This is a genomic window from Pseudomonas sp. HS-18 (genome assembly GCF_020401845.1).
GTDB classification, from domain to species: Bacteria; Pseudomonadota; Gammaproteobacteria; order Pseudomonadales; family Pseudomonadaceae; genus Pseudomonas; species Pseudomonas nitroreducens.
Genome location: NZ_CP084413.1, coordinates 5,616,327 through 5,632,944 on the forward strand (window position 1 = coordinate 5,616,327; position 16,618 = coordinate 5,632,944).

At 66.2% G+C, this 16,618-nt stretch carries 15 protein-coding genes; 8 read left to right on the forward strand and 7 right to left on the reverse strand.

Annotated elements, in window-relative coordinates:
- Positions 1-82: 82 nt before the first annotated feature.
- The 6 genes from selB to fdnG form a co-directional block, all read right to left on the reverse strand.
- Positions 83-2,005, reverse strand: coding sequence for a selenocysteine-specific translation elongation factor (selB, locus tag LDJ84_RS26235; RefSeq protein WP_065085509.1), 1,923 nt, complete (start codon positions 2,003-2,005; stop codon positions 83-85).
- Complete coding sequence (selA, locus tag LDJ84_RS26240; protein ID WP_065085510.1) at positions 2,002-3,408, reverse strand: L-seryl-tRNA(Sec) selenium transferase; 1,407 nt, start codon at positions 3,406-3,408, stop codon at positions 2,002-2,004. Before selA ends, selB begins: the two co-directional genes overlap by 4 nt.
- Positions 3,409-3,562: 154 nt before the next feature.
- The gene (gene fdhE / locus LDJ84_RS26245; protein ID WP_024766182.1) at positions 3,563-4,495 is read right to left on the reverse strand and encodes a formate dehydrogenase accessory protein FdhE; all 933 of its coding nucleotides are present in this window, start codon (positions 4,493-4,495) and stop codon (positions 3,563-3,565) included.
- A 126-nt stretch (positions 4,496-4,621) separates the two neighbouring features.
- Positions 4,622-5,248, reverse strand: a complete 627-nt coding sequence (locus LDJ84_RS26250) for a formate dehydrogenase subunit gamma (RefSeq protein WP_024766181.1) — start codon at positions 5,246-5,248, stop codon at positions 4,622-4,624.
- 56 nt (positions 5,249-5,304) lie between these two features.
- Entirely contained in the window at positions 5,305-6,237 is a 933-nt protein-coding gene (gene fdxH, locus LDJ84_RS26255) for a formate dehydrogenase subunit beta (RefSeq protein ID WP_065085511.1), read from the reverse strand.
- An 8-nt stretch (positions 6,238-6,245) separates the two neighbouring features.
- On the reverse strand, positions 6,246-9,323 hold the full coding sequence (gene fdnG, locus LDJ84_RS26260) for a formate dehydrogenase-N subunit alpha (RefSeq protein ID WP_141678469.1): 3,078 nt from the start codon (positions 9,321-9,323) through the stop codon (positions 6,246-6,248).
- A gap of 520 nt (positions 9,324-9,843) precedes the next feature.
- Here fdnG and LDJ84_RS26265 point away from each other — a divergent pair.
- The 3 genes from LDJ84_RS26265 (at position 9,844) to LDJ84_RS26275 (ending at position 12,523) form a co-directional block, all read left to right on the forward strand.
- Positions 9,844-11,880, forward strand: a complete 2,037-nt coding sequence (locus tag LDJ84_RS26265; protein ID WP_141678470.1) for an FAD-dependent oxidoreductase — start codon at positions 9,844-9,846, stop codon at positions 11,878-11,880.
- Between the two features lie 79 nt (positions 11,881-11,959).
- Entirely contained in the window at positions 11,960-12,220 is a 261-nt protein-coding gene (locus tag LDJ84_RS26270) for a type II toxin-antitoxin system RelE/ParE family toxin (protein ID WP_065085514.1), read from the forward strand.
- A 15-nt stretch (positions 12,221-12,235) separates the two neighbouring features.
- The gene (locus LDJ84_RS26275) at positions 12,236-12,523 is read left to right on the forward strand and encodes a HigA family addiction module antitoxin (RefSeq protein ID WP_037011676.1); all 288 of its coding nucleotides are present in this window, start codon (positions 12,236-12,238) and stop codon (positions 12,521-12,523) included.
- A gap of 10 nt (positions 12,524-12,533) precedes the next feature.
- On the opposite strand, the gene LDJ84_RS26280 is transcribed toward LDJ84_RS26275, so the two are convergent.
- Complete coding sequence (locus LDJ84_RS26280; RefSeq protein WP_024766174.1) at positions 12,534-12,938, reverse strand: SRPBCC family protein; 405 nt, start codon at positions 12,936-12,938, stop codon at positions 12,534-12,536.
- A gap of 126 nt (positions 12,939-13,064) precedes the next feature.
- Here LDJ84_RS26280 and LDJ84_RS26285 point away from each other — a divergent pair, with 126 nt between their 5' ends.
- The 5 genes from LDJ84_RS26285 to LDJ84_RS26305 all read left to right on the forward strand — a co-directional run bounded on the left by LDJ84_RS26285 (position 13,065) and on the right by LDJ84_RS26305 (position 16,605).
- On the forward strand, positions 13,065-13,514 hold the full coding sequence (locus tag LDJ84_RS26285; RefSeq protein ID WP_024766173.1) for a DMT family transporter: 450 nt from the start codon (positions 13,065-13,067) through the stop codon (positions 13,512-13,514).
- Between the two features lie 76 nt (positions 13,515-13,590).
- Entirely contained in the window at positions 13,591-14,172 is a 582-nt protein-coding gene (locus LDJ84_RS26290; RefSeq protein ID WP_065085515.1) for an NUDIX hydrolase, read from the forward strand.
- Positions 14,169-14,708 carry an isopentenyl-diphosphate Delta-isomerase gene (gene idi, locus LDJ84_RS26295; protein WP_065085516.1) on the forward strand — a complete coding sequence of 180 codons (540 nt, stop codon included), beginning with the start codon at positions 14,169-14,171 and terminating at the stop codon, positions 14,706-14,708. Before LDJ84_RS26290 ends, idi begins: the two co-directional genes overlap by 4 nt.
- Before the next feature lie 81 nt (positions 14,709-14,789).
- Positions 14,790-15,191 (forward strand): YkgJ family cysteine cluster protein, encoded by a 402-nt coding sequence (locus LDJ84_RS26300; RefSeq protein ID WP_065085517.1) that lies wholly within the window; start codon positions 14,790-14,792, stop codon positions 15,189-15,191.
- A gap of 64 nt (positions 15,192-15,255) precedes the next feature.
- Complete coding sequence (locus LDJ84_RS26305; RefSeq protein WP_065085518.1) at positions 15,256-16,605, forward strand: MATE family efflux transporter; 1,350 nt, start codon at positions 15,256-15,258, stop codon at positions 16,603-16,605.
- Positions 16,606-16,618: the final 13 nt, after the last annotated feature.

Genomic DNA, 16,618 nt, shown 5'->3' on the forward strand with positions numbered 1-16,618 from the left:
ATGAAAAAGTATATACCTTGTATACACCCACCTCACTGTAGGCGATCCCCGCTGTTCAGCGGAATCCGCTTCCGACCAATAGTCAGGAATTGTCGTCGGACGGGCCCTGCGCCAACGCCGAATCCTCCCTGATCCCTCGCTCATTGCCGAAGCGGCGGGTGAAGCCGATGCGGTCGAAGTACTCCAGCAACTGGATGCAGCGCTTGCGGCCGATGCCGATGCGGTCGCGGAAGGTGGCGGCGCGGATGATGCCGGCTTCGTCGCGCAGTTGCAGGGCGTGGCCGGCCAGTTCGCGTAGGGTCTGCTCGGGGTAGAACAGGTCCTTCACCACCTGGTGCAGTTGGCCCAGGCGGGCGAGCTTGCGCAACAACAGGCGCACGTCGGCCTCCTCCTCCTCCAGCTCCCGCGCCAGGTCGCGTACCCAGGGCGGGTCGAAGGAGCCCGCCAGCAACAAAGGCCAGAGGCGTTCGCGCAGCTTCTCGTCGGCCTCGACCAGTTGTACCCGGTGATCCGGCAAGTGCAGCCAGGGACCGCTGCTGGCAACCTGCCCGGTCGCCAGCAGGCTTTCCAGCAGGGCGATGAAGACCGGCCGTTCCAGAGAAGAGAAAGCGTAGCGGCGCAAGCGATCACGGTCGGGGCCGAGTTCGTCGGGGGCTTCGGCGTGGAAGCGTTGCAGGGCATCGAGCAGTTGCTGCTGCAGTGCAGACCAGCGTTCGGCTGCGAACAGCCGTGCTCCGAGCCGTGTATGGATCTCAACCAGTTCGCCGGGCAGTTGCCAGCCCTCGCGCGGGCGATTGAACTGGCGCGCCAAGAGCGCCGGATCGAGGCCATTGCCGGCGTGCGCCAGCAGTGTTGGCAAGGCACCTTCAAGGCTGTCGCCCTGCAGTGCGCGCAACTGCTCCAGGCGCTCCGGGCTGCGCCGATTGCGCGCCGGGGCGAACGGGTCGAGCACACGGCCGCCGCCAAGGGTGCGTTGCGCGGACTGGTCACGCAGCACCAGGTGGTCGCCGTGTACGGCATGGCTGGGTGCATTCAGCACCAGCTGCGCGAAGGCACGTTCGCCAGGCTGCAGTCGCTCGCCTTCCAGTAGTGCGACGCGGCCGGTGACGTCCTGCGCGCCAAGGTGGACATGCACCGGCGTCCAGTGTGCAAAGGCACGGCTTTCGCCGGGCAGCAACTGCAGGTCGATATCGATGCGCGTGGTGGGTGCGTAAAGCTCCGGGGCGATCAGCCAGTCGCCGCGGTGAATCTTCTCGAGGCTCAGCCGCTCGCCGGCGATATTCACCGCCACCCGCTGGCCGGCGTGGGCCTGCTGCGCTTCGCGGTTCTGTGCATGCAGGCCACGCACGCGAACGCGGCGGCCGGCAGTGCCCAGCAACAGCTCATCGCCGACCTGGACGTGGCCGGCAAAAGCCGTTCCGGTCACGACGATGCCCGCTCCGCTGACGCTGAACGCGCGATCCACCGCCAGGCGGAATCCACCGTTCGCCGCCAGCTCGCGAGTCTCGCGGGCCGCCTCGCGAAGAGCGTCGCGCAGGATGTCGATGCCCTCGCCATTGACGCTGGAAACCGCAATGACCGGTGCACCGGCAAAGGGCCCGGCCGCCAGCAGTTCGTGCAGATCGTCCGTAACCTGCTCCACCCGCTCGGACAGCACGCGGTCGGCCTTGGTCAGCGCAACGATGGCGCGGCGTATCCCGAGCAGTTCGACAATAGCCAGGTGTTCGCGGGTCTGCGGCATCACGCCGTCGTCGGCGGCGACCACCAGCAACACCAGGTCGATGCCGCTGGCGCCGGCGAGCATGTTGTGGACGAAGCGCTCGTGCCCCGGCACGTCGATAAAACCTGTCAACGCACCGTCGCCGAGCTCTGCGTAGACATAGCCCAGGTCGATGGTGATACCGCGCTCGCGTTCGGCCGGGCGGCGGTCGCCTTCGACGCCGGTGAGGGCGCGCAGCAGGGACGTCTTGCCGTGGTCGATGTGCCCGGCGGTGCCGACGATCACGCCTCGCCCTCGGCCAGCAGAGGCAGTTGCCCGACGAAGCCGGGCTCGTCGTCGAGCTGGCGCAGGTCGAGCCACAGCGCGTCGTCGTCAATGCGGCCGAGCACCGGGATCGGCAGGCAGCGCAGGCGCTCTTCAAGGTCCAGCAATGCGCGGCCACGCTGGCGCTTGGGCTGGTTCGGTCGCAGGCACAATGCAGCGCTGGGCAGCCGCGCAACCGGCTGTGCGCCGCTGCCGATCATGCCCAGGGCATCCACGGCTCTGACGCTCCAGCGATCGCCAAGCAGCGCAGCGAAGGCCGGCGCAAGTCGTTGCGCCTGGGTGCGGATATCGGCCTGCGGCCGGCTGAGCAAGCGCAGGCTGGTAAGGCGCTCGGCGAGGCGGTCGGGGTCGCGGTAGAGATTGAGCACGGCCTCCAGCGCGGCAAGGGTCAGCTTGTCCACGCGCAGGGCGCGCTTGAGCGGGTTCTTCTTGATCCGACCGATCAGCTCCCTGCTGCCCAGGATCAGCCCGGCTTGCGGGCCGCCAAGCAACTTGTCGCCGCTGAAGGTGACGATGTCGGCACCGTCGCGCAGAGCCTCCTGCACGGTCGGCTCCTTGGGCAGGCCCCAGCGGGTGAGATCGACCAGGGTGCCGCTGCCCAGATCCTCCAGCAGCGGCAAACCATGGGCGTGGGCGATCTGTGCCAGTTGCGGCGTCGACACGCTGGCAGTGAAGCCCTGCACACTGTAGTTGCTGGTGTGCACGCGCATCAGCAGGCCGGAGCGCGGGCCGATGACGGCTTCGTAGTCCTTGGCGTGGGTGCGGTTGGTGGTGCCGACCTCGACCAGCTTCACCCCGGCGCGGGACATGATATCGGGGATGCGAAAGGCGCCGCCGATCTCGATCAGCTCGCCACGGGAAATGACCCCTTCCTTGCGCGCGCCCAGGCTGTTGAGCGCCAGCAGCACGGCGGCGGCGTTGTTGTTGACCACGGTGACGGCCTCGGCGCCGGTGAGCTCGCGGATCAGCCCGGTGATGAGGTCGTCGCGGTCGCCACGCTTGCCGGTGGCGAGGTCGAATTCGAGGTTGAGCGGGTAGCGCGCCGCCATCGTGATGGCTTCGATGGCCTCCTCCGGCAACAGCGCGCGGCCGAGGTTGGTGTGCAGCACGGTACCGGTGAGGTTGAATACCCGCCGCACGCGGCTGGCGTGGTGCGCGGCGAGGCGTTCGCCGGCACGGCCGGCGAGCACGGACTCTTCCAACTCGACTGCTGCCAGTTGGCCATGGCGCGCGGGGTCACGCAGCTCGTCTAGCAGGTCGCGCAGGGTCTTGAGCAGGGCCTCACGGCCATAGCGTTGCTGCAAAGGCTGGCAGGCCGGGCTGCGCAGCAGGCGGTCGATGGAGGGCAAACGTACCGAGGTCATGGACGAACCTTAATGCGGAGTCGATGGCTGGAGTCAGTGTAGGGCGCATAACGCGGAACGCGTTATCCGCCGTTGTCGCTCGGCGTTCATAGGATGGGTGGAGCCTGCGATACCCATGCTGTGCTTGATGGGTATCGCTTCGCTTCACCGCATCCTACGAAGAGCCACCCGGTGCGAGCAGCAGATTCGGTGCGGTGCGCAGATAGCCGTCTTCGGCGAGGCGAATGTCCAGGGCGAGGCTGGCCAGGTCGTCCGCCTGGGGTTCCGCGTGCTTGTCGTGCTGCAGGTAGAACTGCTTGAGGTAGGACTGGCAGCCAGGGCAGGTTTCGGCCTTGAGCGGCGCCTGGTCGCTGGCCACGCCTTCGCGCTGCAATGAGTAGTAGGCCAGCCCCTTGCTCTCGGCGCAGTGGCTGCACTTCACGCGCACGTAGTGCCATTCGCAGGAGCACAGCGAGCAGGCCAGATAACGCAGCCCGGCGTGCTTGCCCTGGTGGCGGATCATCCCGGCCACCGGCGGCGCGCCGCAGGCCGGGCAGAGGGCCTGGCTGTCGGTTTCCACCAGGGTGTCTTCCGGCAGTTGCAGCAGCCACTGGCTGAAGGCGACCTGCAGTACGGCGCCGAGGAAGGGCACCAGGGCTGGCGGCAGCAGGTCGAACTGGCCGTTGAGCAGGCCCAGTGCCCAGGCCTTGCGCTGGCCGGAGTCGGCGTTGCGCAGTGTCTTCAGCGCCTCGACCACGGCCGGGTTGGCGGTGAGCTCATAGGCATCGAGGAAAGCATCCAGCAGCGGCAGCCACGCACCTTCGCGCACCAGGACTTCGTAGGCCAGCGGCGGCATGCGGTGTTCCTGGCTGCGGGCCAGCGCGGCGGCATCCGGCGTGGGCAGGAACAGCTTGCGGTCCAGCAGCACCTGCTGAGCGTCGCAGACCCCGGCAATCAGCTCCAGGTAGCCCTGCAGCGGATTATCCGGTGCCAGTTCGCGCAGGCGTGCGGCGCGGCGGGAGAACAGGTCTTGGAGAGGTAGATTGAACAGCGGCGGGATGTTTGCGGCAGCTTCGATCTGCCCGGGTTCAAGAATTCGGCCTGACACGCAGGACTCCTTGTTGGGTTCGGAGCGGGGCCTGAATAGCCCCTCTCCCTAGCCCTCTCCCGGAAGAGAGAGGGTATGGTTCGTGCCGGCGAGTGCACTGGCCTCAGCCGGCGATTACGTCGAGGGTCAGTGGCCCTTGCCCTTGTCCACGTCCTTGAGCCAGGCAGCGTGGTGCTTGCGCGCCCAGCCGCGGCTGACCCAGCCGTAGAGCATGGCGCCCATCGAACCCTTCACCCAGAGGCCGGCGTAGATGTGCACCAGGATGCTGCAGATGAGTACGAAGGCGGCGAAGGCATGCAGCAGCGAGGCGATGCGGATGATGTCGATGCCGAAGAAGTGGCTGAAGTACGCCCGCCACATCACGAAGCCGGTCACCAGCAGCACCAGCATGCACAGCAGCAGGGTCCAGAACAGCAGCTTCTGCCCGGCGTTGTAGCGCCCGACCTCGGGGAGGTTCTCCTCGCGGTTGGTCACCACGTCGCGCCATTGTTTCAGCCACTGCACATCGCGCTTTTCCACCAGGTTGTGGTGGGCAAAGCGGATCACCAGGCCGAGGAAGAACAGGAACATCGCCACCCCGAGGAAGGGATGGAGAATGCGCGTCCACGGCCCGCCGCCGAACAGGTTGGTCAGCCAGAACATGGCCGGATGGAACAGCGCCAGCCCCGAGAGGCCGGCGAGGAAGAACAGAATGGCCACCATCCAGTGGTTGCTCCGTTCGTTGGCGTTGTAACGCTGGATATCTTTTTTCATGTCGTCGGGCTCCTTGCTGCCCTTTTCCGCCCCCCCGCGAGGAGGGCGGACGTCAGTCAGCGGGGATCGCGCGGATCATAGTCATGCACCGATGGGTCGACCTTGTGCACCGGCGCCTGCGGGTCGGGGCCGTCTTCCTCGTCCTCCTCGACCCGGTTGGGGCCGATGCGGGTGTAGTGGAAGAACCCGGCCAGCACCACGCCGGCCATGGCCAGCAGGCCCAGCGGCTTGGTCAGGCCTTTCCACAGGCTGACCAGCGGGCTGATCGCCGGTTTGTCGGGCAACCCGGCATACAGCGACGGCTGGTCGGCATGGTGCAGCACGTACATCACGTGCGTACCGCCGACGCCTTCCGGGTCATACAGGCCGGCGTGCTCGAAGCCACGGGACTTCAGGTCGACGATGCGCTCGGCAGCGTGTTCCTTCATGTCCTCCTTGGTACCGAAGACGATGGCGCCGGTCGGGCAGGTCTTCACGCAGGCCGGCTCCATGCCCACGGCCACGCGGTCGGAACACAGGGTGCACTTGTACGCCTTGTGGTCCTTCTGCGAGATCCGCGGGATGTTGAACGGGCAGCCGGTGATGCAGTAGCCGCAGCCGATGCAGTGGTCCTGGTTGAAGTCGACGATGCCGTTGGCGTACTTCACGATCGCCCCGGGGCTCGGGCAGGCCTTCAGGCAGCCGGGCTCGGCGCAATGCATGCAGCCGTCCTTGCGGATCAGCCATTCCAGGTTGCCGGCTGGCGCTTCGTACTCGGTGAAGCGCATCACCGTCCACGACTGGTCCGTCAGGTCGATGGGGTTGTCGTAGGTGCCATGGTTGTGGCCCACCTCGTCGCGCAGCTCGTTCCATTCCGAGCAGGCGACCTGGCAGGCCTTGCAACCGATGCACTTGGACACGTCGATCAGCTTGGCCACTTCCTCCTCGTGACGCACCGAGGGTGACGGCAAGGTGGTGGCGGAGCGGGCGTAGATGTCTTGGCTACTCATGGGTCACCTCACGCCTTTTCCACGTTGACGAGGAAGGACTTGAACTCCGGCGTCTGCGTGTTCCCGTCACCCACGAAGGGGGTCAGGGTGTTGGTCAGATAGCCGTTGCGCGCCACGCCGGAGAAGCCCCAGTGCAGGGGAATGCCCACGTGGTGCACGGTCTGGCCGTTGACCTGCAGCGGACGAATGCGCTTGGTCACCACCGCCACCGCCTTGATGAAGCCGCGGTTGGAGGACACCTTCACGCGGTCGCCGGCCTTGATGCCGATTTCCTTGGCCAACGCCTCGCCGATCTCGACGAACTGCTCCGGCTGGACGATGGCATTCAGGCGGCAATGCTTGGTCCAGAAGTGGAAGTGCTCGGTGAGCCGGTAGGTGGTCGCGGCGTACGGAAATTCCTTCGCCGTGCCGAACAGCTCCATGTCGTTCTTGAACACCCGCGCCGCCGGGCTGCTGATCGCCTGCGGGTTCTTGTGCAGCGGGTTGACGCCGATCGGCGTCTCGAACGGCTCGTAGTGCTCGGGGAACGGGCCCTCGGCCATCTTGTCGACGGCGAAGAAGCGCGCCACGCCTTCGGGGTTCATGATGAACGGGTTCATCCCCGCTTCCGGCGCCGAGTCGGGCTTGAAGTCCGGGATGTCGGTGCCGCCCCAGGCCTTGCCGTTCCACCACACCAGGCGCTTCTTCAGCGGGTCCCACGGCTTGCCGCTGACGTCGGCCGAGGCGCGGTTGTAGAGGATGCGCCGGTTGGCCGGCCACGCCCAGGCCCAGCCCAGGGTCTGGCCCATGGCGTAGGGATCGCTGTTGTCGCGGCGGCCCATCTGGTTGCCCTGCTGCGTCCAGGAGCCGGCGAAGATCCAGCAGCCACTGGCAGTACTGCCGTCGTCACGCAGCAGCGCAAAGCCGGGCAACTGCTCGCCCGCCTTCGCCAGTACCATGCCATTGGCGGGGTCGACGAGGTCGGCCAGTGCCTTGCCGTTGTACTCCTTGGCGATCTCCTCCGGAGTCGGTTCGTCGGGCGTCAGGTACGGCCAGTCCAGGCCCAGGATCGGGTCTGGGAACTTGCCGCCGTCCTTGCGATAGGCTTCGCGCAGGCGATGCAGCAGGCCGCTCATGATGGCGATGTCGGTGCGCGCTTCACCCGGCGGCTCGGCGCCCTTCCAGTGCCATTGCAGCCAGCGGCCGGAGTTGACGATGGAGCCGTCCTCCTCGGCGAAACAACTGGTGGGCAGGCGGAACACCGTGGTCTGGATGGCCTGGGTGTCGACGTCGTTGTGCTCGCCGGCATTGCGCCAGAACTCGGAGGTTTCGGTGGCCAGCGGGTCCATCACCACCATCCACTTCAGCTTGGCCAGCGCAGCGCTGACCTTGGCCTTGTTGGGGAACGAGGCGATGGGATTGAAGCCCTGGCAGAAGTAACCGTTGACCTTGCCCTGGTACATCATGTCGAAGTAGCGCAGCACGTCGTAGCCGGCGCCGGGCATGTCCAGCTTGGGCAGCCAGTCGTAGCACCAGTTGTTTTCCTTGGTCGCGGATTTGCCGAACCAGGATTTCATCAGGCTGACGTGGAACTTGGGATAGTTCTGCCAATAGGACAACTGCCCCGGACGCAGCGGCTTGGACGTACGCTTGGCGAGGTATGCGGTGAAGTCCTGCTCGGCATCGCCGGCCAGGGTCAGGTAGCCGGGCAGCGAGTTGGACAGCAGCCCGAGGTCGGTCAGGCCCTGGATGTTGGAGTGACCGCGCAGGGCGTTCATGCCGCCGCCGGGCATGCCGATGTTGCCCAGCAGCAGTTGGACCATCGCGCCGGTACGGATCATCTGCGCGCCCACCGAGTGCTGGGTCCAGCCCAGGGCGTACATGATGGTCATCACCTTGCCCGGTGCGGCGGTGGTGGAAATCTCCTCCCACACCTTGAGCATCATGTCCTTGGGCGTGCCACAGATGTTGCTCACCACATCCGGCGTATAGCGGCTGTAGTGCTGCTTCATCAGGTTGAACACGCAGCGCGGATGCGTCAGGGTCGGGTCGACCTTGGCGAAGCCGTCCTCACCCAGCTCGTACTGCCAGGAGGACTTGTCCGGGTAGGTGCGCTTCTCGGCGTCATAGCCGTTGAACAGACCGTCGTCGAAGCCGAAGCCTTCCTTCACGATGAAGGAGACGTCGGTGTAGTTGTGCACGTACTCCTTCTGGTACCTGTCGTTTTCCAGCAGGAAATTGATCAGGCCACCGAGGAAGGCGATGTCCGTGCCGGTACGGATCGGCGCGTAGTAGTCGGCCACCGAAGCGGAACGGGTGAATCTTGGGTCGACCACCAGCAGGCGCGCCTTGTTGTGCGCCTTGGCTTCGGTCACCCACTTGAAGCCGCACGGATGCGCTTCAGCGGCGTTTCCGCCCATGATCAGAATCAGATCGGCATTCTTGATGTCGGTCCAATGGTTGGTCATGGCGCCACGGCCAAACGTCGGGGCAAGACTTGCCACCGTCGGGCCGTGTCAGACACGCGCTTGGTTGTCGAATGCCAGCAGTCCCAGGGAACGCATCACCTTGTGGGTGATGTAGCCCGCTTCGTTGGAAGACGCCGACGCGGCCAGGAAGCCGGTGGTCAGCCAGCGGTTCACCGTCTGGCCCTGGGCGTTCTTCTCGATGAAGTTGGCGTCACGATCTTCCTTCACCAGTTTGGCGATGCGGTCCAGCGCTTCGTCCCAGCCGATGCGCTTCCACTCGCTCGAACCCGCTTCGCGAATCTGCGGGTACTTCAGGCGATTGGGGCTGTGGACGAAATCGAGCAGGCCGGCGCCCTTTGGGCAAAGCGTGCCGCGGTTGACCGGGTGATCGGAATCACCCTCGATGTGGATGATGTTCTGCGAGACGTTCTTCGCCGCATCACCCTGGCTGTACATGAGGATGCCGCAGCCTACCGAGCAGTACGGGCAGGTGTTGCGGGTCTCGACGGTGCGCGCAAGCTTGAAATGGCGGATCTGGTCGGCGAATGCATCCGGGGGTGCCATCCCGAGTGCCGCCAGGCTCGATCCTCCAAGGCCCACGGCGCAGACCTTGAAAAATTGCCGACGGTTCATATCCATCGTGCGTCTCCTGATCAGGCAGCGTACGTCCGGTGCATAGCCGGACCCTTGCTGCTTAAAAGATAGCCAAGCGGACGCAATGCGCCAGCTTTGAGCGGGGCAGACCATGCACGCGGAGACTTTGCGGCGCATTGACGCGCGTCAGTGCGTCACTCAGAACGGACTGGCGAGTACCCCTAAATGGGCAACGGGCGGGTAGGCGCAGGAGATAGAGGCCCCATCGAAACGACAGGCGGACTGCGCGCGATCCGGCTGGAGGGTTTCGTGCAGTCCGAGCAGTGCCACACCGATGAGGGCAGCGAGCAGGTAATGGCGCGCATGTCTTGTTCTTATCGCTTTCATGACGACCTCCGTCACTTCAGCCAGCGTTCGGGGCACGAAGCCCTGCCATGGGACAAGTCTGGAACCTGTGGCCAGTCTGTCAAATCGAAACGCTTGACCGAAATGCCCGAACGGAACGGCAGCCGGGCCGTTAACCGACCCACCGCCGGCCCATTAGGGTGGCAGGACCTGATTGCCCATGAGTGCTTCCATGCCGTCCGCCGCCTCGCCTTTTCCTCACCTGCTCGCCCCGCTCGACCTGGGCGCCCTCCAGCTACGCAACCGCGTGGTGATGGGCTCGATGCATACCGGGCTGGAAGATCGCCTCTGGGACTTCGGCAAGCTCGCCGCCTACTATCGAGAGCGCGCGCGCGGCGGCGTCGGTCTGATCATCACTGGCGGCTTCGCCCCCAACCGCGAAGGCTGGCTGCTGCCGCTGGGCAGCAGCCTGACCAGCGGCCTGCAGGTGCCGGCGCACCGCCGCCTGACTCAGGCGGTGCACCGCGAGGGCGGGCGCATCCTCCTGCAGATCCTCCATGCCGGGCGCTACGGTTATCACCCGCTGGTGGTCTCGGCCTCGCCGCTGAAATCGCCGATCAGCTGGTTCGCCCCGCGCGAGCTCTCCGAGCGCGGCATCCTGCGGACCATCGCCGCCTTCGTGCGCTGCGCGAAGCTCGCCCACGCCGCCGGCTACGACGGCGTGGAGATCATGGGCAGCGAGGGCTACCTGCTGAACCAGTTTCTCTGCCCACGCACCAACCAGCGCCACGACCGCTGGGGTGGCGACCTGGGCAACCGCATGCGCCTGCCGCTGGAGATCGTGCGCCGCACGCGTCGCGCGCTGGGCGAACGCTTCGTCATCAGCTACCGCCTGTCGCTGCTCGACCTGGTGGAAGGCGGCAACAACTGGGACGAAGTCCGCACCGTTGCACGAGCCCTCGAAGGCGCGGGGATCGACCTGCTCAACACCGGCGTCGGCTGGCACGAGTCGCGGGTGCCGACCATCGTCACCTCGGTGCCGCGCGCCGCCTTCGCCGACGTCACCGCACGCCTGCGCCGGGAGTTGCGTGTGCCGGTGATCGCCAGCAACCGCATCAACACGCCGGAAGTCGCCGAACGCCTGCTCGCGGAGGGCCACGCCGATCTGGTCTCAATGGCCCGTCCGCTGCTGGCCGATCCGCAGTTCGTGGAAAAAGCTGCCGCCGGCCGCGCGGAATCGATCAATACCTGCATCGCCTGCAACCAGGCCTGCCTGGACCACGCCTTTGCCAATCGCCGCGCCAGTTGCCTGGTCAACCCGCGTGCAGCCTTCGAGACCGAACTGCGTTACCGCAAGGCGCGCGTCCACAAACGCATCGCGGTGATCGGCGCGGGACCGGCCGGGTTGTCCGCCGCCTGCGTCGCCGCCGAGCGCGGCCATCGCGTGACGCTGTTCGAGGCTGCCGGGGAGATCGGCGGGCAGTTCAACCTTGCCAAGCGCGTGCCGGGCAAGGAGGAATTCCACGAGACATTGCGCTACTTCGCCGTGCGACTGGGCGAGCTGGGCGTCCAGGTGCAACTGGGCCGGCGTATCCAGCGCGGCGAACTGAGCGGCGAGTACGACGAGGTGATAGTCGCCACCGGCATCCAGCCGCGCACGCCGTCGATCCCGGGCATCGCCCACGCCAAGGTGCTGAGCTACCTCGACGTGCTGCGCGGCGCACCGGTGGGCGCGAAGGTCGCACTGATCGGCGCCGGCGGCATCGGCTTCGACGTCGCCAGCTTCCTGCTGACCGACCGCGATGGGCCGCAACCGCTGGGCGAATGGCTCGGCCAGTGGGGCATCGATCTGGACAATGCCACGGGTGGCGGGCTGATCCCGCCGGTCGCCGCCGCTCCCCGCCGGCAGCTCTGGCTGCTGCAGCGCAAGGCCGGGCAACCGGGGGCCGGGCTGGGCAAGACCAGCGGCTGGGTGCACCGCGCGCACCTCAGGCATCACGGTGTACGAATGCTTGGCGGCGTCGAGTACCTGCGCATCGACGATGACGGCCTGCACATCCGCATCGATGGCGAAGAGCAATGCCTGGCCGCGGACAATGTGGTGATCTGCGCCGGCCAGGAACCCCTGCTGGAACTGCAACCGACACTGGCGGCGGAGAACCTGCGCTACCACGTCATCGGCGGCGCCAGCGTGGCGCGGGAGCTGGATGCCAAACGGGCCATCCGCGAGGGCGCCGAACTGGCCGCGCGGTTGTAGGACATGCGCCCGGCCAGTGAAGACTTCCCACAAGTATCTCAGCCAGGGAGACTGTAATCTGTTAGATTACAGTCCAGCGATGTTCAGGAGCTCCCGCCACAAAGGGCTGCGCGCCCTTTATCAGTACGGTGATCCTCGCGGCGTGCGGGCGCAACGCATCCTCGCCGCTCTGGATACAGCCAATGGCCCCAGAGATATGGACCTGCCCGGTTACCGCCTGCATGGACTCAAAGGCTCGTTGGCCGGTTACTGGGCCGTCAATGTCTCGGACAATTGGCGGGTGATTTTCCGCTTCATCGACAGCGACGCAGAGTTGCTGGACTATCTCGACTATCACTGACCGAAGGAGCAGAGCATGGCGATGCATAATCCGCCTCATCCCGGAGAAGTCCTGCTCGAGGATGTCTTGCCGGAGCTATGCCTGTCCGTGACGGCACTGGCAACCCACCTCGGCATAAGCCGCCCGCACCTGTCCAAGGTTCTCCATGGCCGCGCGCCGATCAGCGCCGACCTGGCCTGGCGCCTGGAGCAGGCGGGCCTGGGGACTGCCCGCCATTGGCTGGCCATGCAGGCCGCATACGACCTCTGGCAGGTCAGCCAGCAAGCTCACCCGCCCATCGCTCGGCTGAAAGCCGTCGCCTGATCCCGCTGATTCACGCCGACTCAAGCAATACCTTGATCGCCTGCAGGTCGCGCTCCACCCACTGCGCATCGCGCTCGAAGGTGGCGTCGTCCATCTGCGGCTGACGCAGCAGGGTCAACTGCAACTCGCAGCCATCGCCATTGGGGATCAGCCGCAGCGGGATATGAATGGCCGGAGCCTGCTCGGGTAGCACGTCGTGGTCCAGCACGCCGAACCCGTTGCGCGGCGAAAAACGCACGCGCAGGGGCCCCTGGGGTGTCTGCGCCAGCCACAGGTCGCCTTCAAGCGGCGCGATGGCGCTGCACAGCCCGGAAGCCCAGTAAGGGAAGTTATTCGGGTCGGCGAGGAAGTCGTAGGCCGCATCGCGAGTCCGCTCGATGCGGACGCTGAGGACGCGGGAAGCGCGGGTGGCCATGATCGGCACCTCCATCGGGACGGGAGCAATGCTCCGGTCTGGTGCATACTACGCGGCTACATTTCATCGTTCGATCGCAGGACGGCCCTTCGCCGCCCTGCCCGCGAGCCGTTTCCGGAGTTTCCCATGCCTACGCCGCCCTGGTGGATGTTCGTCCTGCCGCTGATCGCCGGCGCCTGCCTGCCGTTGCAGGCGGGCATCAACGGTCAACTGGCCAAGCAAGTGTCCAGCGTACTGGCCGCCGCGCTGATTTCCTTCTTTGTCGGCATGCTCGGCCTGCTCGCGCTGACCCTGGCCAACCGTGAATTCCCCAGCCTCGCAGCGATGCGCGGGATGCCCTGGTGGCAGTGGTGCGGCGGTTTCCTGGGGATGTTCTTCATCTTCATCGCCGCCTTCGCCGCGCCGCGCGTCGGTGCGCTGATGTTCATGGTGCTGGTGCTCGCCGGGCAACTGGGCATGGCGCTGGCCCTGGACCACTTCGGCTGGGCCGGCTTCAAGGAAGCGCCGGTCAGCGCTATGAAGGTCGCCGGCATGGTCGCCATCGCCATCGGTATCTGGATGATCCGCAGGGGCTGAGCGGACCGACGGGCGGGCCCGACAACCAAGCCACACTGGCTATGCTGCTGGGACCCGGACCGTGCCGAGTCACGTCATGGATACACTCCCGCACAGCGACGAGCCGTCGGAATGGCTATTCGGCTCCCGCACCTTCAACCTGCGTCGCGACCGCCTGCGCTGGCCCGGCCGTGACGAGCCGGAAACCGCCTACGTTCTCGAGTACCCGGACTGGGTCAATGCCACGGCGCTGACCCGCGATGGCGAGCTGCTCCTCGTGCGCCAGTACCGCCATGGCGTTCGAGGCTGGGTAGTGGAGCTGCCCGGCGGCTGGGTCAAGCCGGACGACGCCGACCGCGAGCAAGCCATTCGGCGCGAGCTGCTGGAAGAGACCGGCTATGTGTTCGACCAGGTCGAGCCGTTGCTGTCGCTCTCACCCAACCCCGGCACCCATGACAACCTGCTGCATGCCTTCCTCGCCACAAGCGGGCAACGCGTACGCGAACCGCAGCCGGACGACGACGAGCACATCGTCGTGCTGACGCTGCCGCTGGCGGAGGTGCAGACGCGCTTGCTGGACGGCTCGCTGCTCGACAACGGCCACCTCAGTTGCCTGCTACTGGGTCTGATGCGTCTGGGCCGGCTGCGTTTCGGATTCCCCGAGGGAGATCTTGCATGACGGATATCCAGGTGATTCTGGTCGACGAGCACGACAACCCCGTCGGCACACTGGAAAAACTCGAGGCGCACCGACAGGGCCTGCGGCATCGGGCAATCTCGGTCTATCTGTTCAATCCGGCAGGGGAACTGCTGCTGCAACGCCGCGCGCAAGCCAAATACCACTGCGGCGGACTGTGGAGCAACAGTTGCTGCGGTCACCCCTACCCCGACGAAACCGCCCTCGACGCCGCCGAACGCCGGCTGGGCGAGGAGATGGGTGTCCATGTACACCTGCACAAGTTGTTCGAGTTCAGCTACTGCCTCGAGCTGCCCGGCGGCCTCATCGAGAACGAGTACGGGCATATCTTCGCCGCCGTGGACGATCAGCCACCCCACCCCGATCCGGAGGAGGCCGACGATTTTCGTTACATCACCCTGGCCGACCTGGAAATGGAAATGGCCGCCGCCCCGGACCGCTTCACCCCCTGGTTCCGCCTCTGCTATCCAGCGCTCAACGCCCACCTTCGGGAGCACGGCGGGCTGACGGCACTCTGAGGCCCTTCGTCGAAAGAGCGCGCAATTGCCCTGCCTCACCACTATGATGCGCACCTTTGCAACGCCCCGCCGAATGCCCCCATGAGAAAACCACCGCTGATCGCCAACGCTGAACTGGACCGCCTGGAAACCTGGGCCAAGTACACCTCGGGCCTGTGCAAGGACTGCAACGCCACCTGCTGCACTATGCCGGCGGAAGTCAACGTCAACGACCTGATCCGGATCGGCGTCGTCGACGAATTCGAGCGCGACGAGCCGGCAAAGAACATCGCCAAACGCTTGCTGAAGGAAGGCATCGTCGAGCGCTTCAACCAGAAGAGCGGCATCTTCACCCTGACCCGCACCAGCAACGGCGACTGCTACTTCCTCGACCGCAAGACCCGCCTCTGCAGTGTCTACGCCAAGCGCCCGGACACCTGTCGCAACCACCCGCAGGTCGGCCCGCGCCCTGGCTACTGCGCCTATCGCAAGAGAACCGGCTGACCTTCGTCCGCTGAAATCGGTGGCTCCCGGCTCGCTATACTGCGGGCCTGCTCAGGAGCCCCGAATGAATTCCCTGCTCGAAGCCTGGCGGCATTCGCCAACCCACCACCGTGTCTGGGCGCTCGCCGCGCCGATGATCCTTTCCAACGTCTCCGTGCCGCTGGTTACCCTGGTCGACAGCGCGGTGATCGGTCACCTGCCGCACGCGCACCAACTCGGCGCGGTGGCCGTCGGCGGCGGGCTCTATACCCTGCTGGTGGGCGTACTGGGCTTCCTGCGCATGGGCACCACCGGTTTTGCCGCGCAGGCGACCGGGCGTGACGATGGCGGCGCGCTGCGGCGGATACTCGGCCAGAGTCTCCTGCTGGCCCTGGGTCTGGCGCTGCTGCTCGGCTTGCTGGCGATCCCGCTGACCGGCCCCGTGCTCGCGCTGATGCGCCCCTCCGCAGAGCTGGACTCCCTGGCTCGCGAGTTCTTCCACATCCGCCTGTTCGGCCTGCCGGCAGCGCTGGCCACCTACGCGCTGGTCGGCTGGTTCCTCGGGACGCAGAACGCCCGCGCGCCACTGGCGATCCTGCTGACCACCAACGTCATCAACATCGTTCTCAGCCTCTGGTTCGTGATCGGCCTGGGCTGGGGCGTCGCCGGTGCGGCGAAGGCCTCCGTGCTCGCCGAATGGAGTGGCGCCCTGCTCGGCCTGGCGCTGACCCGCGGGACCCTGGCGCGCTACTCCGGCCAGCCGGACTGGACTCGCCTGCGCGCCTGGGCCAGTTGGCGCCCACTGCTGATGGTCAACCGCGATATATTCATCCGCAGCCTGGCGCTGCAGGGCGTGTTCTTCCTGCTGACGGTGCAGGGCACCCGCCTGGGCGACGCCACGGTGGCCGCCAATGCCTTGCTGCTGAACGGGCTGATGGTCACCTCCTACGCCCTCGACGGACTCGCCCATGCGGTGGAGGCCCTGTGCGGGCATGCCATCGGCAGCCGCGACCGCACCGCGCTGCGTCGTTCGCTGGTGGTCGCCTGCGGCTGGTCACTGATCGCCAGCCTGCTGTTCGTTGCCCTTTTCACCTTCGCCGGGCACCTGTTCATCGCCCTGCAGAGCGACATCCCCGAAGTACGCGCCACCGCCGACCAGTACCTGCCCTACCTCGCCTGCCTGCCGCTGATCGGCATGTGGAGCTATCTGCTCGACGGCCTGTTCATCGGCGCCACCCGCGCCCGCGAGATGCGCAACGCCATGCTGCTCGCCTGTGCCGCCAGCCTGCCGCTGGGCATCGCGCTGCAGGGCTGGGGAAATCACGGTTTATGGCTAACCTTCCTATGCTTCATGTTGCTGCGCGGCGTGATCCTCGCCCTCTACGCCTGGAGGCTCACGCGCCAAGATGCCTGGCAGGTGCCTGCCAGCCCCTGACCAGTTGAGGAGA